Annotated in this window: 22 protein-coding genes; 9 read left to right on the forward strand and 13 right to left on the reverse strand. The window is 64.1% G+C overall.

Annotation, left to right across the window (positions count from 1 at the left end):
• Positions 1–31: 31 nt before the first annotated feature.
• The 11 genes from ACODSN_RS12000 to ACODSN_RS12050 form a co-directional block, all read right to left on the reverse strand.
• Positions 32–469 (reverse strand): hypothetical protein, encoded by a 438-nt coding sequence (locus ACODSN_RS12000; RefSeq protein WP_489055706.1) that lies wholly within the window; start codon positions 467–469, stop codon positions 32–34.
• 532 nt (positions 470–1,001) lie between these two features.
• Positions 1,002–1,646, reverse strand: a complete 645-nt coding sequence (locus ACODSN_RS12005; protein WP_489055707.1) for a TetR/AcrR family transcriptional regulator — start codon at positions 1,644–1,646, stop codon at positions 1,002–1,004.
• A gap of 304 nt (positions 1,647–1,950) precedes the next feature.
• Positions 1,951–3,564, reverse strand: coding sequence for a TadG family pilus assembly protein (locus ACODSN_RS12010; RefSeq protein WP_489055709.1), 1,614 nt, complete (start codon positions 3,562–3,564; stop codon positions 1,951–1,953).
• Positions 3,561–3,998, reverse strand: a complete 438-nt coding sequence (locus ACODSN_RS12015) for a TadE/TadG family type IV pilus assembly protein (RefSeq protein ID WP_489055711.1) — start codon at positions 3,996–3,998, stop codon at positions 3,561–3,563. Before ACODSN_RS12015 ends, ACODSN_RS12010 begins: the two co-directional genes overlap by 4 nt.
• A 161-nt stretch (positions 3,999–4,159) precedes the next feature.
• On the reverse strand, positions 4,160–5,092 hold the full coding sequence (locus ACODSN_RS12020) for a PAS domain-containing protein (RefSeq protein ID WP_489055713.1): 933 nt from the start codon (positions 5,090–5,092) through the stop codon (positions 4,160–4,162).
• 100 nt (positions 5,093–5,192) lie between these two features.
• On the reverse strand, positions 5,193–5,417 hold the full coding sequence (locus ACODSN_RS12025) for a hypothetical protein (RefSeq protein ID WP_489055715.1): 225 nt from the start codon (positions 5,415–5,417) through the stop codon (positions 5,193–5,195).
• A gap of 28 nt (positions 5,418–5,445) precedes the next feature.
• On the reverse strand, positions 5,446–6,705 hold the full coding sequence (locus ACODSN_RS12030) for an N-succinylarginine dihydrolase (protein WP_489055716.1): 1,260 nt from the start codon (positions 6,703–6,705) through the stop codon (positions 5,446–5,448).
• Positions 6,702–7,721, reverse strand: a complete 1,020-nt coding sequence (locus ACODSN_RS12035; protein ID WP_489055718.1) for an arginine N-succinyltransferase — start codon at positions 7,719–7,721, stop codon at positions 6,702–6,704. Before ACODSN_RS12035 ends, ACODSN_RS12030 begins: the two co-directional genes overlap by 4 nt.
• Positions 7,718–8,941, reverse strand: coding sequence for a hydrolase (locus tag ACODSN_RS12040; RefSeq protein ID WP_489055719.1), 1,224 nt, complete (start codon positions 8,939–8,941; stop codon positions 7,718–7,720). Before ACODSN_RS12040 ends, ACODSN_RS12035 begins: the two co-directional genes overlap by 4 nt.
• 48 nt (positions 8,942–8,989) lie before the next feature.
• Positions 8,990–9,889, reverse strand: a complete 900-nt coding sequence (locus ACODSN_RS12045; protein ID WP_489055721.1) for a DUF481 domain-containing protein — start codon at positions 9,887–9,889, stop codon at positions 8,990–8,992.
• A 53-nt stretch (positions 9,890–9,942) separates the two neighbouring features.
• Positions 9,943–10,428, reverse strand: coding sequence for an RNA pyrophosphohydrolase (locus ACODSN_RS12050; protein WP_489055723.1), 486 nt, complete (start codon positions 10,426–10,428; stop codon positions 9,943–9,945).
• Between the two features lie 166 nt (positions 10,429–10,594).
• Between ACODSN_RS12050 and ACODSN_RS12055 the strand changes: the two genes are divergently transcribed.
• Both ACODSN_RS12055 and ACODSN_RS12060 read left to right on the forward strand, forming a co-directional pair.
• The gene (locus tag ACODSN_RS12055) at positions 10,595–11,971 is read left to right on the forward strand and encodes a cryptochrome/photolyase family protein (protein ID WP_489055725.1); all 1,377 of its coding nucleotides are present in this window, start codon (positions 10,595–10,597) and stop codon (positions 11,969–11,971) included.
• 35 nt (positions 11,972–12,006) lie between these two features.
• Positions 12,007–13,275, forward strand: coding sequence for a class I SAM-dependent methyltransferase (locus ACODSN_RS12060; protein ID WP_489055727.1), 1,269 nt, complete (start codon positions 12,007–12,009; stop codon positions 13,273–13,275).
• A gap of 4 nt (positions 13,276–13,279) precedes the next feature.
• Here ACODSN_RS12060 and ACODSN_RS12065 read toward each other — a convergent pair whose 3' ends face one another.
• Complete coding sequence (locus ACODSN_RS12065) at positions 13,280–13,996, reverse strand: SDR family NAD(P)-dependent oxidoreductase (RefSeq protein WP_489055729.1); 717 nt, start codon at positions 13,994–13,996, stop codon at positions 13,280–13,282.
• Between the two features lie 85 nt (positions 13,997–14,081).
• Entirely contained in the window at positions 14,082–15,542 is a 1,461-nt protein-coding gene (gene purF, locus ACODSN_RS12070) for an amidophosphoribosyltransferase (protein WP_489055731.1), read from the reverse strand.
• Between the two features lie 201 nt (positions 15,543–15,743).
• Here purF and ccmC point away from each other — a divergent pair, with 201 nt between their 5' ends.
• Genes ccmC through ACODSN_RS12105 form a run of 7 tightly spaced genes read left to right on the forward strand, consistent with a single transcriptional unit; the run spans position 15,744 to position 20,543 of the window.
• Entirely contained in the window at positions 15,744–16,466 is a 723-nt protein-coding gene (ccmC, locus tag ACODSN_RS12075; protein ID WP_489055733.1) for a heme ABC transporter permease CcmC, read from the forward strand.
• The gene (locus ACODSN_RS12080) at positions 16,463–16,603 is read left to right on the forward strand and encodes a hypothetical protein (RefSeq protein ID WP_489055837.1); all 141 of its coding nucleotides are present in this window, start codon (positions 16,463–16,465) and stop codon (positions 16,601–16,603) included. The genes ccmC and ACODSN_RS12080 overlap by 4 nt, the downstream gene beginning before the upstream one ends.
• Positions 16,600–17,046, forward strand: a complete 447-nt coding sequence (ccmE, locus tag ACODSN_RS12085; protein WP_489055735.1) for a cytochrome c maturation protein CcmE — start codon at positions 16,600–16,602, stop codon at positions 17,044–17,046. Before ACODSN_RS12080 ends, ccmE begins: the two co-directional genes overlap by 4 nt.
• Positions 17,043–18,971 (forward strand): heme lyase CcmF/NrfE family subunit, encoded by a 1,929-nt coding sequence (locus tag ACODSN_RS12090; RefSeq protein WP_489055736.1) that lies wholly within the window; start codon positions 17,043–17,045, stop codon positions 18,969–18,971. The genes ccmE and ACODSN_RS12090 overlap by 4 nt, the downstream gene beginning before the upstream one ends.
• Positions 18,947–19,495, forward strand: a complete 549-nt coding sequence (locus ACODSN_RS12095) for a redoxin family protein (RefSeq protein WP_489055738.1) — start codon at positions 18,947–18,949, stop codon at positions 19,493–19,495. Before ACODSN_RS12090 ends, ACODSN_RS12095 begins: the two co-directional genes overlap by 25 nt.
• Entirely contained in the window at positions 19,492–19,902 is a 411-nt protein-coding gene (locus ACODSN_RS12100) for a cytochrome c-type biogenesis protein (protein WP_489055740.1), read from the forward strand. Before ACODSN_RS12095 ends, ACODSN_RS12100 begins: the two co-directional genes overlap by 4 nt.
• Positions 19,899–20,543, forward strand: a complete 645-nt coding sequence (locus ACODSN_RS12105) for a tetratricopeptide repeat protein (protein ID WP_489055742.1) — start codon at positions 19,899–19,901, stop codon at positions 20,541–20,543. Before ACODSN_RS12100 ends, ACODSN_RS12105 begins: the two co-directional genes overlap by 4 nt.
• Positions 20,544–20,620 lie beyond the last annotated feature (77 nt).

The following is a 20,620-nucleotide window of genomic DNA, read 5'->3' on the forward strand; positions in this document are numbered from 1 at the left end:
CTTCTCAGTGGAAATTACTGGCCTCCCCGGGTCACTTCTCAACGGCAATCAACAGGTTCACGTTACCCTGCGTGACGCCGAAACTTTTCAACGTCGATTTCTTGCGCTTCAGCCACTCAGCGGCATGACTGGCGAAAGTGGGCACCTCATCGGCTTCCAGTGGCTTTCCGTGGTCAGCCAGCTTCTGGAGCCTGTCCCGTTCCTCAATCAGTTCCTGCCACGTCCAAGACGCGCGCTTACCCTTCTTGATCTCTACAGAGCCGCCAATGGGCACAGTGCGGCCATTGTGAACGCCACCAAGGGGCAATCTGATCTTGAGCCATACCGTGCAGCCCGTGGCACCTTTGAACAGGCCGATACCGTCGTTGTAGGCGGGGCGCTTTGTCATCACTTCCGGCAGGTCGGCCTCGAAGCGATCAAATTCAGCATGGCGCTTGGGGCGTCCTACGGGCCGTTTGGGTTGAGCCATAATGGGGGTTCCTTTCCTCTTGCTTTTGGCATCCCCACGGTCTCAATAATTAGTGGGGAATGCAGTGGGGTATAGGAGTATTATACCCTAAAAAGGCCAAAAAGTCCACCCCACTAAATCCCCACTGGCAACCGATTTAAACCCCTAAATTCGACAATAACCGCAGAAACACGTATGTTTGAGGAATGACGGTTTTCCGGGAACGGCAGTAACGACAAAGGCCCTTGGGAACCGCTGCTGCCACCCTTCACACGGGTGGGGTCACAGGTTCAATCCCTGTCGCGCCCACCATGTTTTTCAAGGACTTACGGGTCTACGAGAGCATGGCTCCCACGTTCACCCCATGACAGGCAATGAGACTGGGGTCAGAATTCGTAATCTGGGGGCTAGCATTATCCCCCGCCCCGTTAATCCTGCGCGACAGGGCGCCTCACAGTCTCAATGTCCAGCAGCGCAACCGCATTGAAATAGTCAAGAAATACCACCGAAAAGTCACTTTGACGCCAGCCCATTTTCTCGCTGGGCTTTGCCCTTATGCTGCCTTAACTTTGCTGGGGATAACAGTTTTCAAGGACGTCGACAGTACGGTCTTGAAAACGAACTCCGTTGCAGTTGCAAGGGCGCGGACTCCCTCGCCCGAATAGGTGCTTGCCTGTACGCCAAGGCCGTGCATGCATATCAGCAGCATTTCAACACGAGTGTCGATTTCTTCCTCGGTATTCTCTTCAAACACAGGCTCTATGACCTTACGAATTGTCTCTCGAAACCGATCCGCTGCCCGCTGAGCCATTTCTTTGACCTTCGGATTGCGGGCAGCTTCGGCCTGAATTTCCAGCCAGAGTGCCGTTCGGTCGCTCTCAAGAATTGAAGGAATCTTGGTTACGAACGAATCCATAAGGGATTTGAGGCTTCTATTCGCTGACTGGTCCACCTGGCTTATGAGTAGCATGAACTCATCCATGTCATGCTCGATAAGCGCTGTCATGATCGCTTCTTTATTCTCAAAATACTTATAGATGTGACCCGCACTCATTCCCGCCGTATCAGCGATGCGACTGATACTTGCTGCGTGAAAGCCGTCATCGCGAACGCATGCTCGCGCCGCGTCGATGATCTGGGTTCGCCGACGTTCAATGCGTTCTTCTTGTCGCGATATCGCTATGGCCGTCTTGGTCATCTAACTCCTTCATATCTCGCTCGGCGACAACACCTGCCGAATTCCATGCTTACACCCTTTAGTCCAGAGAAAAGCGAACGTACTTTCTCCTATCCGGGCAAGCTACGGGCAACGGTTTTCCGGTCCAGCTACGTCGCTTCCTCTGCCCGAAGGGCGGCGGCGATAAGGCAAGGGCGATAAGGCAAGCAAATGATACAGTGCCGATTTCCAAACTAAAGCGACATAAGAGCCCCCTGCGCCGAGGTGAGCTGCGCCATTTTCTTCCTCAACCGCACACCCTTATCAGCGGCGGCTCTGGAAGCGGTCATTCGACCAAGGTGGGGATACCGCATCGTATTGCGTGGACGCGCACCTGGGCCGTTCCGAGCTTGACGCCCAGGACTGACGTCACTCCGTTCAACAGGCCGTCGATCAGGGGTGCCGTCGTGCCCAAAAGCGCGCCGATTGCCGGTACGAGCGGACTGGTGTTGATCGGGATGCCGAGCAGCGACACCTGAATTTGCGCCTTGCTGGCGACGCTGGCCGCCAGTCCCTGAACGAGATCCTGCGTGCTGACGGTCTTGGCTTGCTGTGCAGCGATGTCGGCGGCGGAAAAATAGACGGATTGCGCCTGTGTCCCGCCCAAGGCGATATTGGCGTAGCCGGTCACTTTGGTCCCCAGCACCTGGGCGAGCAGGGCTGGGCGGGGCGTCGCGGCGGTGGAGAAGTTGGTCAGCGCGGCCGTGTCGATATCCGCCAGAGCCGCCGAGCCGATCGAAGGCGTGACGGCCAGCGTAACGCTTTGATTTTGCGCGCCGTCGCCGCAACGAATGTCCGACAGGCGGGCTTCGGCCGCCGCCAGTTCCGCATAGAGGGGAATGCGCACCGAAGCGAGGCCGCCCAGCGCCGTGGCGACGTTCGTTTCAACATAGACCCGCGTCACGCCGGTCCGCAGCACGACATCATGGTCGCTGGTAATGCTGAGCATCGGGGATTGCGCCTGACCGGGGCCGGTGATGAGCATGACCCGCGTACTCGTCAGGCCCGGAACCGCGAGGCGCAGATCCAGAGGCACCGATGTCCCTGATGGCGGACTGAGCACCAGACGCAGCATGGTGAAGGCGTCCAGCACGATGTTGGGCTGGCCGCTGCTGTTGCTCGCCCGCGCCATGGGGCCCAGGTCCACCAGATCGCTCAGCCGCACATCGCGCCCCGCTACGCGCCCGGCAATGGTGCGGAGCGGCACCGCGCCCGGCCCGCCGGAGCTGTCGGCCATCGCCGCGAGAATATCGGCAAGGGGAATGTTGCGATCGAACAGTGTGCCATAGGCTTCCCCATCGCGGCCCAGACGCAGACGAAGGGCATCGGCGAAATGCAGCAGATCGACATTGAGGTTGGTAAGGCCCTGATAGTCCATCACCGACAGGTTGAGTTCCGTCCCGGCAAGCGCGGAAAGCAATTGATTGGGCAGGCCGTCGCTGACGGCGGCCAGTCCGGTGCCGATCGAAAAGGCGGCGGCATCGGCGCGGGCGGCGGTTGCGCGCGCGCGGATGTCGAGCGAGTCGCGCCCTACCAGCAAGCGGCCGAAGAACAGCGGCGTGCGGCGAGTGAGTTCCAGCCGCGTGGCGGTCGACCGCGCATCCCCCGTCATAAAGCGACCGGCGACCGGCGTTGCGGGATCGGCGCTGTAATAGCCATTTTCCAACGATTTCAGTTGGACATCAGCCACGCCGCTGCGCGCCACGAGCGCTTCGGCCGCCGTCCGGCCGCCGGTGCTGGCGGCCATGGCGGCGGAGTCGGCGACGCCCTGAAGCTGGCGCTTGGCGAGATAGATCGAACCCAGATCGACAGCGACCGTCGCCGCCCCCGCAAGCATGAACAGCGAGCCTGCCAGCAGGACAGTGATGCCGCCCCGTCGATCCGCCGCCAGCCGCGTCATCGCGCGTCGATCCGAACGACCGCGCTGCGCTGGAGCGTGGAGGCGGGGGTGAGAAAGGCGGAGGCGGCAAGGAAGGGAGCGTTGGACAGGGCGTAGCTCAACGTGACGGTGTAGTAGCCCGCGCTCTCCCCCGCGCTGACCCCGATCGTCTGGCCGCCGGGGGCGGGAAATGACGCCCGGCTGGCAGCGACGCTCTGGTCCACCAGCGTCCGCCTTTCGGTGGAGGTGAGGCCCGCAACGGCCGCGCGCGCGGCGTCGTTGGCGGCCTGTTGAAGGCTATGGGCGGTCATGAACCAGCTGCCGTAGATCAATATGCCAAACAGCAGCGCGATCAGGAGCGGCAGGGCGAAGGCGGCCTCCACCAGAGTGCTGCCCCGCCTGTCATGCAACAGGCGGGCGAGGGGCCGAGGGCGGATGGGTGCGGTGGTCTCCATATCGCCAGAGTAGGAAAGGCGTGCGAAAAAGCGGTTTGCGTGCGCGCCGGTGGCTTTTGCGGGTTTTGCGAAAACTCGCTTCGGCATGTGGCGCGGTAAACGCTCAGTTCGGGTCAGGACTTGCATAGGTGCTGCGTGACATGTCCGATATGGACATGATTTTACGCAATTTCCGCGTGCCCGCGCCTGTCGCCGGCCAGCTCCGCGCCATCGCGCGCGACCATCACCATGATGGCTCCCTCCGTGCCATAGGCGCCGCGCAACTGGGCCAAGCCCGCTTCCACCTCGATCATCACGCCGGAATTGGTCAGGAAGCGCGTGGCGACCAAACAATCCCCCTCGCCGCGTAACACCCGCTCCAGCGCTTCGCGTAATGCCGGGCGCGCGGGGAGGTCGATCAGATCGGGCAGGCAGGCGCTGGCGAGCTTTTGTTCGGACAGGCCGATCATGGCGCAGAAGGTCGCGTCGGCGGTTTCGATAAATCCTCGGGCGGAAAGGCGAACATAGCCGACCTTGCCAAGAATGCTCATGGCCTTGAGGATTCCCGATTTGGCATCGGCGAGCCGGTGGCTGTGCATGTCCGCCGTGATGTCGCGCAGCAGGAGCGCAACGCCGTCGCCAAAGGGGAAGGTCTCAAAATGCAGCCAGGAATCGCTGCGGAAGGGCGACGGTGTGTCCGCCGCGCTTGCTTCGCCCGAAGCCAGGCTGTGGCGGAGATGGGCCTCGGTCAGTGTCCCCGCAAATTCGGGCAGCGCGTCCCACAACAGCCGGCCCTCGATCTGCCGGTCCCACCGTTTCGTCATGGCGAGCGCGACGGGATTGATGAAGGCGATCCGCAGGTCCGGGCCGCACAGGATCAGCCCCTGATGAATGCGGCTGGCCAGTTCCCTCGTCCGGTCCTGGGTCGGCGGAAGCGCGTTTTCGCCCGCCAATGTCTCGAAGCGGTCGATTGCCATGAAAACATGCGTCTGGCGACCATGATGGGTGACAAGCACGGGCTGGCGAGCGCCTATTTCACGCCAATGCGCGAAGTTGCGGACGAGTTCTGCCGCCGCGACACTGGGTGCAACGCCCATTTCCTGCATATCCGTCATGATATCGTTTCCTCCTGTGGAGGATCAGAATAGAGCGGACGTCTCGCGTTGAAATTCGGGTTTGATCCGCTTTGGCGTCAACTCCTGATGCGGAAACGGCTTAATAGTCCCAGGCGGTGCGCCTCATTTCCAAGGCGTCGATGATCATCCCGCCAGCCATGAATACCGCGCCGGTGCAGGCGAGCGCGAGCAAATGCCCCCCGGTGCCGGGATATTGATGCATATAGACGACGCCGCGCTCGGTCGCGCCCAGGGCCAGGGCGTAGATCACCAGAAACGCCTCGAACTTCGTCTTGATGGTGAAAAGGCGCTTGATTCGACTCATTGCGATTCCATCGGCAACCGTCTTGCCGTCAGGGCATAAGGTCGCCCGAAAGCTGCAAATGGTCAACAAGCGTTAACCATGATTGTTCGATCCGCGCGATCAGCCGGGTGTCGTCCAGTTCGTCCGGCGCGATCCGTTCGGGCCAATAATGCGCGACCACTGCCGCGATGCGATCCAGCCGCGCCTCATCGACGAGAAAGCGGGGGTCGATATCGTCGGGATCGGCGACGACGCGCAGGCGCAGGCAGGCGGGACCGCCGCCATTGGCCATCGACTGGCGCACATCGACGGGGATGAGCTGCCGGATCGGGCCATTGCTCGCGATCAGCTCTTCCAGCCATGCCCAGACGGACGATATCGCCCGCGCTTCGGTGGGCAGCACCAGCGCCATGCCGCCTTCGGGCAGGGTCACGAGCTGCGCGTTGAAGAGATAGCTGCGGATCGCGTCGGCAAGGCTGATGGCGGCGGCGGGCACTTCGACGATCTCCACCGATGGCATCGCGTCGCGCAAGGCTTCATAGAAGCGGGCGCTGTCGGCGAAGGCCTGTTCATGGGCGAAGAGCACGCCTTCATTGGCGACGGCGACGACATCATTGTGGAACGCGCCTGCCGCGATCGCCGCTTCCGACTGCTGGACGAACAGGGTGCGCTTCGGGTCCAGGCCGTGGCGGCGGGCGACCGCCTTGCTCGCCTCGATATGCTGGCGGGCGGGGAAGGGGCCGCCCGACTGGCCATAGACGAAGATTTCCACCCCCGGCGCGTCATGGCGCGCGCACAGCCGCATATGGTTGGCCGCGCCTTCATCGCCGAAGGGGGCGGGGACGGGGGGATGGATCACGAAGGCGTCTCGCGCGGAAAAGGCGATCTGCAACTGTGCCAGCGTTTGCGGCCATTCATGGCTGCGGTGGGGCATGGTGAGGAGGTTGGCGACGGTCAGGTGGGCGCGGCCATCCGCCGTGTCGCTGGCCGGCGATATCGTCGCCGCATTGGCCGCCCACATGGCCGATGCGGACAGGGCGGCGGCGCGGATATGGGGTTCCGCCTGGCCGATATCGGTGCCCAGTTGTGCGAGCCAGGCGCCATCGGGTCGCCAATGCGGCAGGAAAATGCCCTGCTTCAGACCAAGACGCAGGTTGCCGCGCATCTTTTCGATGCCTTGCAGCGCGGCGGCGCGGGGGTGGGCAACCGCACCGGCATTGCGCGCAGACGCCAGATTGCCGGGGCTGAGACCCGCATAATTATGGCTCGGCCCGATGATGCCGTCGAAATTAATCTCCCTGACGGTCATGCGCGCAGGACCATGGTGAAATCCTGCCCTGGTTCCAGTTTCAGAAGGCGGGCGCTGGCGGCATCGAGCGACGCCGATCCGTCGTCATGATCCCGCGCAAAGCCATAGGCGCAGCGATAGTCGCCCAGCCGCCCGGTCGCCGCCAATATCTTGGTTCCGCCGCTCTCGTGCGTCGCCGCAAGCGTGACGTCGCGCGCCTGCGCGATGGTCCTGATCGCATCGATCTCGCCCGCCAGCGTCGGTCCTCCGTCGAAAATGTCGATATAGCCGGGATTGGCGAAGCCTTCGGTTTCCAGCATCCGCATCGCCGCGCGGCCATTGGGATGGGGCAGGCCGATGACGGCGCGCGCGCTGTCGGTCAGCATCGCGGTGTAGATCGGCGTCTTGGGCATCAGGTCGGCGATGAACTGGTTGCCGTTGACCGCATTGAACTCGTCCGCTTCCTGAAAGCTCATGCCGAAAAAGCGCCCGGCGAGGCCATCCCAGAAGGGCGATCCGCCAGCCTCATCGATGACGCCGCGCAGTTCGGCGATGATCCGGTCGCCAAATCGCGCCCGGTGGTTGCGGATATAGAGATAGCGGCTGCGCGCAAGCAGCAGTCCCAATCCTTCCGCTCGCTCGCGGGGATGCAGGAACAGGCCCCCCACCTCCGTCGCGCCTTCCAGATCCGTGGTGAGCGAGAGCATCTGCGCGCGGAAAGTGCGTCCCAGTTCCCGGCTATGCTGGGTAAGCGTGCCGAGGCGATAGGAATAGAAGGGCCAGCTTTGCCCGACCTGCGCGAATATCTGGCAGGTTCCGCGCACCTGCCCGGTCTCGCCATTTTCCAGCACGAAGAGGATGAGTTCATCCTCAATGCCATCCCCGGCACGCTCCAGCGCGTGCGCCGTGCGCTCCAGCTTGGCGGCGAGGGCGGTACGGTCGGGCGGCAGGTTGGTGAAGCCGCCTCCGGTCAGCTTGGCCATTTCATACAGGGTTTGCAGATCGTCCGGGCGGGCCGCGCGCATGAAAAAGGTCAAGCTGTGCCTCCCCCGTGTAAGTGGCCGGTAGCGATGCGGAACAGGGCCAGCGCCGACAGGCGCGCGCGTTCCGCCAGACTGTCGACGATCAGATATTCCGCGTCGCTGTGGATATCGCCGCCGCGCGCGCCCATCGTGTCCACGACGGGCACGCCGCAGGCCGCGATATTATTGCCGTCGCACACGCCGCCCGTGTCGCGCCAGCCGATGGGCAGATCGAGGTCCGCACCGCATTGCCGGACGAAGGCGAACAGCCGTTCCGCACCCGCATCCATGGGTTTTGGCGGACGGCCAAAGCCGCCATGAAGCTGGATGGTGACGTCATGTTCGCGCGAAATTGCTGCGATCGCCTGTTCGATCAGGAGGCGCGCCGCCTGTTCATCGGCGGGGGTTTTCGGGCGGAAATTGACGCGCAATATCGCGTGAGCGGGCACGACATTGTTGGGGCCACCGCCATCGATCCGCGCGGGATTGCACGACAGGCCCTCGCCGCTGCCCGCCTTCAACCGCAGCGCGAGGTCGGCGGCGGCCAGCAGGGCGTTGCGCCCGTCCTGCGGATTGCGGCCGGCATGGGCGCTGCGGCCAGTGACGGTGATCGAAAAATTGCCGCTGCCCGCGCGCGCGCCGGCCAGCGTGCCGTCGGGCAGGGCGGGTTCATAGGTGAAGGCGGCGATCTTCCCGGCTGCCGCCTGCCGCAACAGCGCGGCGGAGGAGGGGCTTCCCACCTCTTCGTCACTGTTGATGACGACCTCATACCCCAAGCGATCGGCCGTGCCGCTCTGTTCGAGTGCGGACAATGCCGACAGCATCAGCGCGAGGCCGCCTTTCATGTCGGCCACGCCCGGCCCGTTCAACCGGCCGGGTTCGACCCATCGGGCGCTTTGAAAGGGATGATCGGCAGGGAATACCGTATCCATATGGCCGGTCAAAAGGATCTGGACCGGGGCGTCGGGCCGCACGCGCAGATGCAAATGCCGCCCATGTTCGGTGGTTGCGATCCGGCCATCGGGCCGCACCGATTCGACAGGAGGTCCCGCGACCAGGGCGACAGATCCGGGCAGAACGGCAAATGCGTCCGCCAGTAGCCCCGCCATTTTGGTCAGGCCTTCCAGATGATGGGAGCCGCTGTTGACGGCCGACCAGGCTTCCACCTGACCCAGCATGGGGGCGTTCGAAGCGGCTTCCAGCAGGGCAAGCTCGGTCGATGACAGGACGTCCATCGGGTGAAGCTATCAGAGGCGGGGCTGTACCTCTAGCCCCGCGGCATCCTAGAAATCATGGGTGAGGGTCAGACGGCTCAGCGTGTTGAAATTCTTGTCGGTCAGCAGCGTCTCGGACTCATACTGGACATTGTAGGACAGCGCCGCCGACCAGCGCCGCCCGACCTTCGTTTCCAGGCTGGTCAGGGAATTGAGCGTGAAAACGTCGCTTTCGGCATAGGTGGACGCGGTCTGCTTGAAGGTCAGCGTGGGCGACATGCGCCACGCGAAATCCAGCGACCCGCGCGCGCCCAGCTTGGTTTCGGTCACGCCCAGCGTGTAATGGGCGTGCCGGATGGAGGGGCCGACATCCATCATAAGGTCGATTGGCTTGCTGACGATCAGTTTGTAGCCGATGCCCGCCGAAGCGGTGTAGCGCTGATCATAGCCGATCGTCGTATCCCGCTCGAACTGCGCCAGCCCATAGGCGAAGCCGCGCGAATCGAACTCATATCGGGGTTCGTAGCTCGCAAAATAGCGTTCGCGCGACGTGATGCCGTTGGCGCGGCGATAATCGACCGCCGCCGTCAGCTTGTGCGACCACTGGATGCCCGCGCGCTTGATATTGGCACTGGCGCTGATGCCGATTTCGCTGGTCGATCCGGTCGACCGGAACCCGCCCGCCTCGATCCGCCCGGTCCACAGGTCGGCGAAGCTGGCTTCGCGGATGACCGCTTCCTTCGTTTCCTTGGTGCGGTTCTTCCAGCTATTGACCATGCGCTGGATTTCGTCGGCCGATCCGGGGTTGGTTTGCCTCGCGATCTTCGCCACCGTCGCGATCTCAACCTCGTTGCCGTTGGCGATCGCGGCTTCCATCATTTCCCGGACGGATGGCGGCAGCAGGGCCGGGTCGGCCGCTCTTGCCTGAGGGGCGAACGGCAGGGCGATCAAAGCAAGGGCATAGCGCATGCCCGCCGTCATAGCGGCGCGACCGGGGATTTTAACCTCCGCTCGTCCCATTTTCAGATCAGGGCGTGGAATTCCTGCAAAATATCCCGGTAAAGCTTGCGTTTGAATGGCACGATCAGATCGGGCAGCGTCTCTGGCGCGGCCCATTTCCATGCGCGAAATTCCGGGTGCTTCGTCTGGATGTCGATATCGGCGTCGCTGCCGAGAAAGCGCGCCAGATACCAATATTGCCGCTGGCCGCGATATTTCCCGCCCCATAATTTCCCGACCAGTTCGGGCGGCAGATCGTAGAAATGCTCGTCACGCGCCTTGGCGATGATTTCGACATGCTCCGGAGTGATCCCCGTTTCCTCGCCCAGTTCGCGCAGGGCGGCGGCTTTCGCCTCCTCGCCTTCATCGATGCCGCCCTGGGGCATTTGCCACGCCTCGACGACATTATCGAGCCGCTGGCCCACGAACACCTGGCCATCCATGTTGACGAGCATGATCCCGACACAGGGCCGATAGGGCAGTTCATCGATTTGGGGGTTGGAAGCCATGTGAGTCCCTGATTTTTAGCATGCGCGAGCGTCGCGGATATGCGTTCCGGAATAATCGGCCCGGTCGGCTTCGTCCATGCGCTGAATGAGCTTTTAAGGTGTTAGCCATAAGTTTCCGCGCGATTGCCGGATTGGAAGGGCCGCCAAAAGGAGGCATGGAACGCATATGCCAGCACCCGTACTTCTGTGGTTCCGTCAGGACCTGCGCCTTTCGGATCAGGCGGCGCTTGAGGCCGCCATGGCCGATGGCCCGGTCGTGCCGGTCTATGTGCTGGACGATTCGACGCCGCGACAATGGGCGATGGGCGCGGCGTCGCGCTGGTGGTTGCATCACAGCCTGCAAAGCCTTGAAGAAAGTCTGCGCGCCAAGGGGTCCCGCCTGATCCTGCGGCGCGGCGTCAGTGCCGATATATTGGCCGAACTCGCGGCGCAGGTCGGCGCGAGCCGGGTGCACGCGCTGCATCATTATGAGCCATGGTGGCGCAATGCCGAAAAGGCGGTCGCCCGCCGGATCGAGCTTTGCTTGCATGACGGCGCGCTGCTGCTGCCTCCGGGCGCGGTGCGGACGGGAGGTGGGGGGCTTTATCGCATCTATACGCCGTTCTGGCGGGCGCTGAACGAGCTGATGCCGCCGCCGCCGCCCCGGCGCGCGCCGCACGAGATTCCTGCGCCGGAGCAGTGGCCGGACAGTGATTCGCTGGATGAGTGGAATTTGCGCCCCGATGCGCCGAACTGGGCCAAAGGGTTCGAGGACGACTGGACTCCGGGGGAGGCGCATGCCCGCGTCCGGGTCGCCGATTTCATCGAGGAGGCGGGTGCGTATCCCGATGCGCGCAACCTGCCTTCGATCGAGGGCACGTCCCGCCTCTCGCCCCATCTCCATTTCGGCGAGGTTTCGCCCGCCTATGTCTGGCGTCGCATCGCGGAGGCGGCGGGTGACGTCAGCATTTTCCATAAGGAACTGGCGTGGCGCGATTATGCGCATACGCAAATCTTTTCCCTGCCGGCCTATGGATCGGAAAATGCGCGGGACGCCTTCGACGCGATGCCGTGGCGCGACTTGCGGGAGGCGCGCGAGGATTTCGCCGCCTGGAAACGGGGCCGCACCGGCTATCCCGTTGTCGATGCGGGGATGCGGCAATTATGGGCGACCGGCTGGATGCATAACCGTGTGCGCATGATTGCCGCGAGCTTCCTCATCAAGCATCTGCTGATCGACTGGCGGCATGGCGCGCGCTGGTTGTGGGACACGCTGGTCGATGCCGACTATGCCAATAACAGCGTCAATTGGCAGTGGGTCGCGGGGAGCGGCGTCGACGCCAACCTGTTCACGCGCATCATGGCGCCGCTGGTCCAGTCGGAAAAATTCGACGCCGCCGCCTATATCCGGCGCTGGGTGCCTGAACTGGCGGAATTGGGCGATGCGCATATTCATGACCCGGATGCTTTTGGCATGCGTCCGCGAGATTATCCGGCAAAAATCATCGGTCATCGCGAAGGCCGCGAGCGCGCTCTGGCGGCGTATCGCGGCATGAAGGCGTGATTGATGAATCATGCGGCTTGAGGCAGGGAGGCGACATGAATGCAATCGACCCGAAGCGCCGCAACAAGCGAGGATTGTCCGTCCGCCATCCGCCCGTGAACGCGACTCCGGGCGCGATGGCGCGCCTTGTCGGCCCTGTTTTTCACCGCCTGCTCGACCGGATCGACGCGGGACTGGAGCGCGGCAGTCTCGATGCGATCCTGCCGGACGGCACGCGGCGGCTGCTTGGCGGTCGCGCGGCGGGGCCGGATTGCGAAGTGCATCTTGTCCATTGGCGCGCCTTGTTGCGCCTTGCCATGAGCGGATCGGCGGGATGGTATCGCGCCTGGGCGGCGGGCGAATGGACCAGTCCCGATCCGGTGCCGTTGTTCGCGCTGTTCATGACCAATGCGACGGCGCTGGGCGATGCTGCCCGGCCGCGTGGCCCGGCGCGGTGGATCGGTCGCCTCATCCACGCGCTGCGCCGTAACGATCGACGCGGGTCGCGGCGCAACATCGCCTATCATTATGATCTGGGCAATGATTTCTATACGCTCTGGCTCGATAAGAACATGCATTATTCCAGTGCCTTGTTCCGCGATCCTGAGGACCGGATCGAGAATCTGGAACAGGCGCAAAGGCGTAAGGTGGACGCCATTCTCGACCAGCTTGATCTGGCCAAGGGCGCGCGGTTTCTGGAGATCGGTTGCGGCTGGGGCGGGCTGGCCGAACAGGCGATGGAACGCTGCGCCCTGGACTATACCGGCCTGACTTTATCGACCGAGCAGGCGGAGTATGCGGCGGATCGGCTGGGGTCGGGCGCAGAGATTTTACTCACCGACTATCGCGATGCCATTGGCCAATATGACGCCATTGCGAGCGTGGAGATGGTCGAGGCGGTCGGCCAGCGCTACTGGCCCGATTATCTTGCCGCGATCCATCGCCTGTTGAAGCCCGGCGGGCGCGCCGCGATCCAGTATATCCTCATCGATGACGCGATTTTCGAAGGTTATGCGCGGGGGGCGGATTTCATCCAGACCTATATCTTCCCCGGCGGCATGCTGATTTCCGAAAGCCGTTTCCGGGCGCTGGCGGAACAACAGGGACTGGAGTGGCGCGATGTCCGGCGCTTTGGCCCGCACTATGCCGAAACGCTGCGGCGCTGGCGCGACAGGTTCGACCAGGCGATTGAAGCAGGCGCACTGCCGGCCAGTTTCGACCAGCATTTCGTGGACTTGTGGCGCTATTATCTGATGTATTGCGAAGGCGGATTTCGTGGGCGCACGATCGATGTGGCGCAGGTGACGCTGGTCAAGCCCGCCTGAGCTTTCAGGCGTTCACGCGGATGCGCTGACCTGAAGGGGCGTCGGCGAGGATCAGGTCGAGAAGGGCGCTCGCGACGGTTTCGGGCGTTTTTACCGAGGCCGGATCTTCCCCCGGATAAGCGCGGGCGCGCATCGCCGTGCGGGTCGCACCCGGATCGACAATATGGGTGCGGATGGCGGAGATATTCTTCATCTCCTCGCCATAGGCGTTCACCAGCACCTCCAGAGCAGCCTTCGACGCGCCATAAGCGCCCCAATAGGCGCGCGGGGCTGCCCCGACCGATGAGGTGATACCGATCACCCGCGCGTCGCCGCTCGCGCGGAGCATGGCGTCGAACGCGGCGATCATCGCTTGCGGAGCGGCGACATTGAGCGTCAGCAAGCGGGCAAATTCCTTTGCATCGATCGCCGGCACGGACGCCAGGCTACCGAGAGTCGCGGCGTTCAGCACCAATATGTCGAGCGCTTCCCAGCGTCCGCCGATCGCCTGCGCCAGCCGCCCGATGCTTTCGCCGTCGATTAGGTCGAGTGGAGCGATTGTCGCGCTCCCGCCCGCTTCGTGAATGCGCTGCTCCACTTCCTCCAGCGCCGCGCCGGTGCGCGCCGTCAGGATGACATGCGCGCCGGCAGCCGCCAGCGCGACCGCCGTCGCCGCGCCGATGCCACGGCTGGCGCCCGTCACAAGGGCGAGCTTGCCCGAAAGGGGAAGAGTGTCGGTCATGAAATATTCCGTTCGTCCAGAATGGGACTGCGCCTGCCCGACGGCATTTTCGGCCGTCGGGATCAAAGGTCGGGGCGGGTGACGATCAGACGACCCGTTCGGCGAGCAACTCGAACTGGTTCTGCACCACGGCTTCATCCTGATCGGTGAGGCTGGTGGGATAGTCGCCGGTGAAGCAGGCGTCGCAATATTGCGGACGGATGTCGGCCCGCTTCGCTTCGCCCAGCGCCTTGTAGAGACCGTCGATCGAAATGAAGGACAGGCTGTCGGCGTGGATGAAATCCTGCATGCCACCGACATCGAGACGGTGGGCCAGCAGCTTGGCGCGCTCGGGCGTATCGACGCCGTAGAAGCAGCTATGCCGGGTCGGCGGGCTGGCGATCCGCATATGGACTTCCGCCGCGCCCGCCTCACGCATCATCTGCACGATCTTCAGGGATGTGGTGCCCCGGACGATCGAATCATCGACCAGAACGATCCGCTTGCCTTCGATCAGCGCGCGATTGGCATTATGTTTGAGCTTCACACCCAGATGGCGGACCTTGTCGCCCGGCTGGATGAAAGTGCGGCCGATATAGTGCGAGCGGATGATGCCCAGCTCGAACGGAATGCCCGATTGCTGTGCATAGCCGATGGCGGCGGGCACGCCACTGTCGGGCACCGGGATGACATAATCGGCCTCGACCGGATTTTCGATCGCGAGCTGCGCGCCGATCGCCTTGCGGACCGAATAGACGCTGGAACCATCGACGATCGAATCGGGGCGGCTGAAATAAACATGCTCGAAAATGCAGGGACGCGGATGAACTTCGCCGAACGGCCGATGGCTGCGGACCTGGCCATCATGCGTGACGATCACCAGCTCGCCCGGATCGATCGACCGGACATAATCGGCCCCGACGACATCGAGCGCCACGGTTTCGGATGCGAAGATGGTCGCATCGCCCAGCTTGCCCATCACCAGCGGACGGATGCCCAGCGGATCGCGGCAGGCGATCATGCCTTCCGGCGTCATCACGATCAGCGAATAGGCGCCCTCGACCTGCTTGAGCGCGTCGATGAACTTGTCGAGCAGGGTGCGATAGGTCGATGTCGCCACCAGATGGATGATGACTTCGGTGTCGGAGGTCGACTGGAAGATCGAGCCGCGCCGGATGAGTTCGCGCCGCACCTTCATGGCGTTGGAGATATTGCCGTTATGCGCGATCGCGAACCCGCCCGAGTTCAGCTCGGCATAGAGCGGCTGCACGTTGCGCAGCGACGTTTCGCCGGTGGTGGAATAGCGGACATGGCCGCATGCGGTGCCGCCAGGCAGGCCGCGAATCACTTCGTCCCGGTCGAAATTGCCGGCAACATGGCCCATCGCCCGATGTGTGTGGAAATCATGGCCATCCCAGCTGGTGATGCCGGCCGCCTCCTGGCCCCGGTGCTGGAGCGCGTGCAGGCCGAGCGCCACGATGGCCGAAGCCGTGTCGGCACCGGAAATACCAAACACGCCGCATTCCTCACGCAGCTTGTCATCGTCGAACGGGTGTGTTGTTATCATGGGTGTGAACGGGTCCATTGCCGATCCTGCCTGCTCTCGCAGTGCGTGCCTGGCGCGCATATAGTGACTTCCTGTCCATTTGTCGCCTGCCTGAAACAAAAAAGCGCGGCATTTCGTTCGGATATGTGACTCGGCGGTGCAGGGCTTTGACAAAAAGGGCCACTGGCGCTCCGCCCCCGGCGCGGTTAAAGACCCAGCCCGATGCATCGCTTTGCCAATCCTGCGCGGTTTTTGAAGATCGCCCGGCCGCTGACCGGCTGGCTTTTCTGGCCGGGGCTGCTGCTGCTGCTGGCAGGCGCCCTATGTGGCCTGTTCGTCACACCCGCCGATTATCTTCAGGGGCAGACGGTGCGAATCCTCTACATTCATGTGCCCGCCGCCTGGCTGGGAATGGCGGGATGGACCGGGATCGCGATCGCGGCAGTGATGCAACTGGTCTGGCGGCATCCGCTGGCGGCGATCGCGGGGCGGGCAATCGCCGTGCCGGGCGCGCTGTTTACCGCGCTTTGCCTGCTGACCGGATCGATATGGGGCCGCCCGACCTGGGGGACCTGGTGGGAATGGGACGGGCGGATGACCTCGATGCTCGTCCTGCTCTTTCTCTATCTCGGCTATATCGCCCTGTCCGGCGCGAGCCGCCGCGAAGGGCGGGGCGGGGTCAGCCCGGTGACGGCGATCTTCGGGCTGGTGGGGGCCGTGAACCTGCCGATCATCAATCGTTCGGTAGTCTGGTGGAACAGCCTGCATCAGGGGCCGAGCATCACGCTGCGCGGGTCGAGCATAGCGGGTTCGCTGCTGTGGCCGCTTGGTTTGACGCTGCTCGGTTTTACTCTGTTGTTCGCGGCGCTGGTGCTCATGCGGATGCGGGCGATATTGGCGCGTAACAAGGTGGAGGCGCGGATGCAGCGTCTGGCGCGGGGTTGATCGGCATGGACCAGTGGAGCTTCGTGATCGCGGCCTATGCGCTGACCACTTTGGGGGTGGCCGGGATTACGCTCGCCAGTTGGCGGGCCATGCGGCTGGCCGAGACCGAGGCCGAAAGCCTGTCGGGACGGTCATGAAAGCCAAGCATCAACGGTTGATTCTGGCGCTGGCCGCGCTGGCGGCGCTGATCGGGGCGGGGCTGCTCGCCGCGTCCGCGCTCAAGGATGAGGCGGCCTATTTCTATGCGCCCGCCGATGTGCGGGCTAAAGGCGTCGAACCGGGCAAGGCGATCCGGCTGGGCGGCATGGTGGTGAAGCATAGCATCAGGCGCGCGGCGGACGGCATCACGATCCGATTCGATGTAACGGACGGAAAGGCGACTGTCCCGGCGACTTTCAGCGGCATTACCCCCGATCTGTTCCGCGAAGGATCGGGCGTCGTGGCCGAAGGGGCGTTCGACCGGAACGGCACCTTCGTCGCCACCAATCTGCTCGCCAAGCATGATGAACGCTACATGCCGCGCGAGTTGGAAGGCATGCAATATGATGAGAAAACGCATCAGATGAAGGCGGCGCGGTGATTGCCGAAGCTGGCCTTGCCGCGCTCTGGCTCGCCGCGGCGCTGGCGCTGTTGCAACTGGCGCTGGCGGCGATCGGGCTGGCTGGCGGCAAGGCGGAACTGCTGGGCGGCGTGCGCCCGGTGGCGGTGGCGCAGGGCGCGCTGACGGCGCTGGCGTTCGGCCTGCTCATCGCGCTGTTCCTGCGGTCCGACATGTCGGTGCTGCTGGTCGCCAGCAACAGCCATTCGGCCAAGCCGTGGCTGTATAAATTTGCCGGGACCTGGGGCAATCACGAAGGATCGATGCTGCTGTGGGTGACGGTGATGGGCGTCGCCGGCGCGGCGGTGGCGCTGTTCGAGCGGGCGTTGCGGCGCGATACGCATATGGCGACGCTGGGCGGGCAGGCGGCGATCAGCCTGGGCTTTTACGCCTTTCTACTGTTCGCTTCCAACCCCTTCGCCCGAATCAATCCGCCCCCGGCCGATGGGCAGGGGCTGAACCCGCTGCTCCAGGACCCCGGCCTCGCTTTCCATCCGCCGACGCTTTATCTGGGCTATGTCGGCCTGTCGGTCGCCTTTTCCTTCGCGATCGGCGCGCTGCTCACACGGCAGGTCGATGCTGCCTTTGCCCGTGCGATGCGGCCATGGGTGCTCGGCGCGTGGATCTTGCTGACGCTCGGCATCACGGCGGGCAGCTATTGGGCCTATTATGAGCTGGGCTGGGGCGGCTGGTGGTTCTGGGACCCGGTGGAGAACGCCTCGCTGATGCCGTGGCTGGCAGCGACGGCGCTGCTGCACAGCGTCACCGTGCTGGCGACCCGCGACGGGCTGCGCGCCTGGACGGTGATGCTGGCGGTGGTGGCGTTCTCGATGTCGATGGTCGGCACGTTCCTCGTGCGATCGGGCATTTTGACCAGCGTTCATGCCTTTGCCGTCGATCCTTCGCGGGGGACTTTCATATTAGGGCTGCTCGCGCTCTATATCGGTGGGGCGCTTGCGCTGTTCGGCTGGCGCGTGGGCGCGGTGCGGGAGGGCGCGCCGTTCGATCTGGTGAGCCGCGAGACGATGCTGGTCGTCAATAATCTGCTGCTGTCGGTCATCCTCGGGCTGGTGCTAGTTGGCACGCTCTATCCGCTGATGACAGAGGCGTTCGGGCATAAGGTGTCGGTGGGCCCGCCCTATTTCAACCGGATCGCCGGGCCGATCGCGCTGGCGCTGATGCTCGCTATGGCGGTGGGACCGATGGTCCGCTGGCGTCGGGACGAAGTGCGCGCGGTCGCAAAACGCGTCGCCGTGCCCGCCGTGCTGGGCCTGATCGCGCTGACCGGCCTTGGGATGACCGCGTGGGGCCGGATGGGGATATTGCCTTTTCTCGGTCTCGTCGTGGCGTTGGCGGTCGGGGCCGCAAGCATCGCTCCGCTGTGGCGGCGTAACCTGCGTCGCACGCCGCTGTTCACCTACGGCATGGTGATCGCGCATCTGGGTTGTGCCGTCAGCCTCGCGGGCATGGCCTGCGATGCGGCCTTCACCACCGAAAAGCTGGTCGCGGCGCGCCCCGGTGATGTGATCGAGACCGCCGGGTGGCGGCTGCGCTTCGAGCAGATCATGCCGCTGGCCGGTGACAACTGGACCGCGCTCCAGGCGGATATGGAAGCCAGCCGGGGCGGCGGCGATCCCGTGGCTTTGCACCCCCAGTCGCGCTTCTTCGCCTCGGCCGCCACTACGACTAGTGAGGCGGCCTTGCTCACCCGCTGGGACGGGCAGCTTTATGTCGTGCTGGGGCAGGAGGCCGATCAGGGCCGGTGGCAGTTGCGCATCTGGTGGAAGCCGTTCGTCACACTGATCTGGCTGGGTGGCATCATGGTCGCGCTGGGGGGCGCATTGGCGCTGGTCGGGCGGGAGCGGCGCGGCTGGCTGCTCAAATGGCGCGCGAGGATGGCGGCATGAGGGCGTGGCGCATCTGGCTGCCGCTGGCGTTGTTCCTGGGGTTCTTCGCCTTGTTCGCGGGCGGTTTGTTCAAGCCGGACGATCATGTCATCACGTCGAAGATGATCGGCCAGCCGCTGCCCGCCTTTGTCCTTCCCGCCGCCGCCAGCGACCGGCCGGCGCTCGCCAGCGCCGATTTCGCGAGCGGCCGCCCGCGCCTCCTCAACATCTTCGCCAGCTGGTGCGTGCCCTGTGCCGCCGAAGCGCCCCAGCTCATGGCGCTGCGGCAGGCGGGGGTCGAGATTGACGGCATCGCTATCCGCGATGCGCGGGCCGATGTGGACGGCTTTCTCAGACGCAACGGCAACCCCTATACCCGCATCGGGCTGGACGCGCGCAGCGGGGTACAGATCGCGATGGGGTCCTCCGGCGTGCCCGAAACCTTCGTGATCGATGGCCGGGGCCGCATCGCCTACCAGCATATCGGCGACATTCGCGCCGACGATGTGCCGATGATTCTCGAACGGCTGGCGGCGGCGCGATGACGCGGTTGATCCTGTCGCTCCTGCTGATGCTGGCCGCAAGCCCCGCCTTGTCGCAATCGGCGTTGCCTCCCGCGCCCTATGCCGACCGCCAGATCGAGAACCCCGCGCTGGAGCGCAAGGCGCGCGCGCTGATGGAGACGATCCGCTGCCTGACCTGCCAGAGCCAGTCGATCGCCGATAGCGGCGCGAGCCTGGCAGGCGACATGCGGTCGGAAATCCGCGAGCGCATCATGAAAGGCGAGCAACCCGAACATATCCGCCAATGGCTGATCGCCCGCTATGGCGACTGGGTCAGCTACGAGCCGACCGCCGCGCCGATTTTGTGGCCGCTCTGGGCCGCGCCCGTGTTGCTGCTCGGTCTTGGCCTGCTGCTGCTGCGCGGGCGGATAAGGCGCAGGCGCGCATGACCGGCTGGCTGATCGCAATCGGTATCGCCGTGACGGTGCTGGGCGTCATGATGGCGATCGGCCGGTTGCCCCGCGCGGCATGGGAAATCACCGCCGCAGCGCTGTTGCTGGGTCTTGCCGGCTATGCCTGGCAGGGGCATCCGGGGCTGCGCGGCGCGCCCCGTCAGTCTGCTGATCGGGGGACATCCTCCTTTGATGAGGCGCTGGCGGAAAAGCGGCGCGGGCTGGGTGAACGCTATGGTCCTGCCGGGCCATGGCTGCTGATGTCCGATGGCATGGCGCGACAGGGCAACCGGATGGATGCGGCCAATGTGCTGCTATCGGGGCTGCGGCAGTTGCCCGATGATCCGAATTTATGGCTGGGCATGGGCAATGCGCTGGTGGCGCATGCCGACGGAGCGCTCTCGCCCGCGGCTGATTTCGCCTATCGCCGCGCGATGGCGATCGATCCCGAAGCGCCGGCCCCGCCCTTTTTCTACGGCATCGCGCTCGTCCGGGCGGGGCAATTGGCGCAGGCCCGCTCGATATGGACGGGTCTGGCGGCGCGCCTGCCCAAAAACAGCCCGTTCCGCGCGGAACTGGAGCGCGATATCGGGCGTATCGATGTGATGCTGGCTGCCACCCCCGGTCCGGCGCGATGATGCGGCGCAGCGCCATCGTTGCACGGCTGCAAACGCCATGTTAGGGCGCGGCGTTTTGCGCGGGACCGCTGAAAAAG

The sequence above is a fragment of the Sphingobium sp. FG11 genome (assembly GCF_057809915.1).

What these genes read in the sequence shown, in the direction of transcription:
- ACODSN_RS12000 (WP_489055706.1), bottom strand. Translation starts at nt 469, where the DNA reads ATGGCTCAACCCAAACGGCCCGTAGGACGCCCCAAGCGCCATGCTGAA.
- ACODSN_RS12005 (WP_489055707.1), bottom strand. Translation starts at nt 1,646, where the DNA reads ATGACCAAGACGGCCATAGCGATATCGCGACAAGAAGAACGCATTGAA.
- ACODSN_RS12010 (WP_489055709.1), bottom strand. Translation starts at nt 3,564, where the DNA reads ATGACGCGGCTGGCGGCGGATCGACGGGGCGGCATCACTGTCCTGCTG.
- ACODSN_RS12015 (WP_489055711.1), bottom strand. Translation starts at nt 3,998, where the DNA reads ATGGAGACCACCGCACCCATCCGCCCTCGGCCCCTCGCCCGCCTGTTG.
- ACODSN_RS12020 (WP_489055713.1), bottom strand. Translation starts at nt 5,092, where the DNA reads ATGACGGATATGCAGGAAATGGGCGTTGCACCCAGTGTCGCGGCGGCA.
- ACODSN_RS12025 (WP_489055715.1), bottom strand. Translation starts at nt 5,417, where the DNA reads ATGAGTCGAATCAAGCGCCTTTTCACCATCAAGACGAAGTTCGAGGCG.
- ACODSN_RS12030 (WP_489055716.1), bottom strand. Translation starts at nt 6,705, where the DNA reads ATGACCGTCAGGGAGATTAATTTCGACGGCATCATCGGGCCGAGCCAT.
- ACODSN_RS12040 (WP_489055719.1), bottom strand. Translation starts at nt 8,941, where the DNA reads ATGGACGTCCTGTCATCGACCGAGCTTGCCCTGCTGGAAGCCGCTTCG.
- ACODSN_RS12045 (WP_489055721.1), bottom strand. Translation starts at nt 9,889, where the DNA reads ATGCGCTATGCCCTTGCTTTGATCGCCCTGCCGTTCGCCCCTCAGGCA.
- ACODSN_RS12050 (WP_489055723.1), bottom strand. Translation starts at nt 10,428, where the DNA reads ATGGCTTCCAACCCCCAAATCGATGAACTGCCCTATCGGCCCTGTGTC.
- ACODSN_RS12055 (WP_489055725.1), top strand. Translation starts at nt 10,595, where the DNA reads ATGCCAGCACCCGTACTTCTGTGGTTCCGTCAGGACCTGCGCCTTTCG.
- ACODSN_RS12060 (WP_489055727.1), top strand. Translation starts at nt 12,007, where the DNA reads ATGAATGCAATCGACCCGAAGCGCCGCAACAAGCGAGGATTGTCCGTC.
- ACODSN_RS12065 (WP_489055729.1), bottom strand. Translation starts at nt 13,996, where the DNA reads ATGACCGACACTCTTCCCCTTTCGGGCAAGCTCGCCCTTGTGACGGGC.
- purF (WP_489055731.1), bottom strand. Translation starts at nt 15,542, where the DNA reads ATGATAACAACACACCCGTTCGACGATGACAAGCTGCGTGAGGAATGC.
- ccmC (WP_489055733.1), top strand. Translation starts at nt 15,744, where the DNA reads ATGCATCGCTTTGCCAATCCTGCGCGGTTTTTGAAGATCGCCCGGCCG.
- ccmE (WP_489055735.1), top strand. Translation starts at nt 16,600, where the DNA reads ATGAAAGCCAAGCATCAACGGTTGATTCTGGCGCTGGCCGCGCTGGCG.
- ACODSN_RS12095 (WP_489055738.1), top strand. Translation starts at nt 18,947, where the DNA reads ATGGCGCGCGAGGATGGCGGCATGAGGGCGTGGCGCATCTGGCTGCCG.
- ACODSN_RS12100 (WP_489055740.1), top strand. Translation starts at nt 19,492, where the DNA reads ATGACGCGGTTGATCCTGTCGCTCCTGCTGATGCTGGCCGCAAGCCCC.
- ACODSN_RS12105 (WP_489055742.1), top strand. Translation starts at nt 19,899, where the DNA reads ATGACCGGCTGGCTGATCGCAATCGGTATCGCCGTGACGGTGCTGGGC.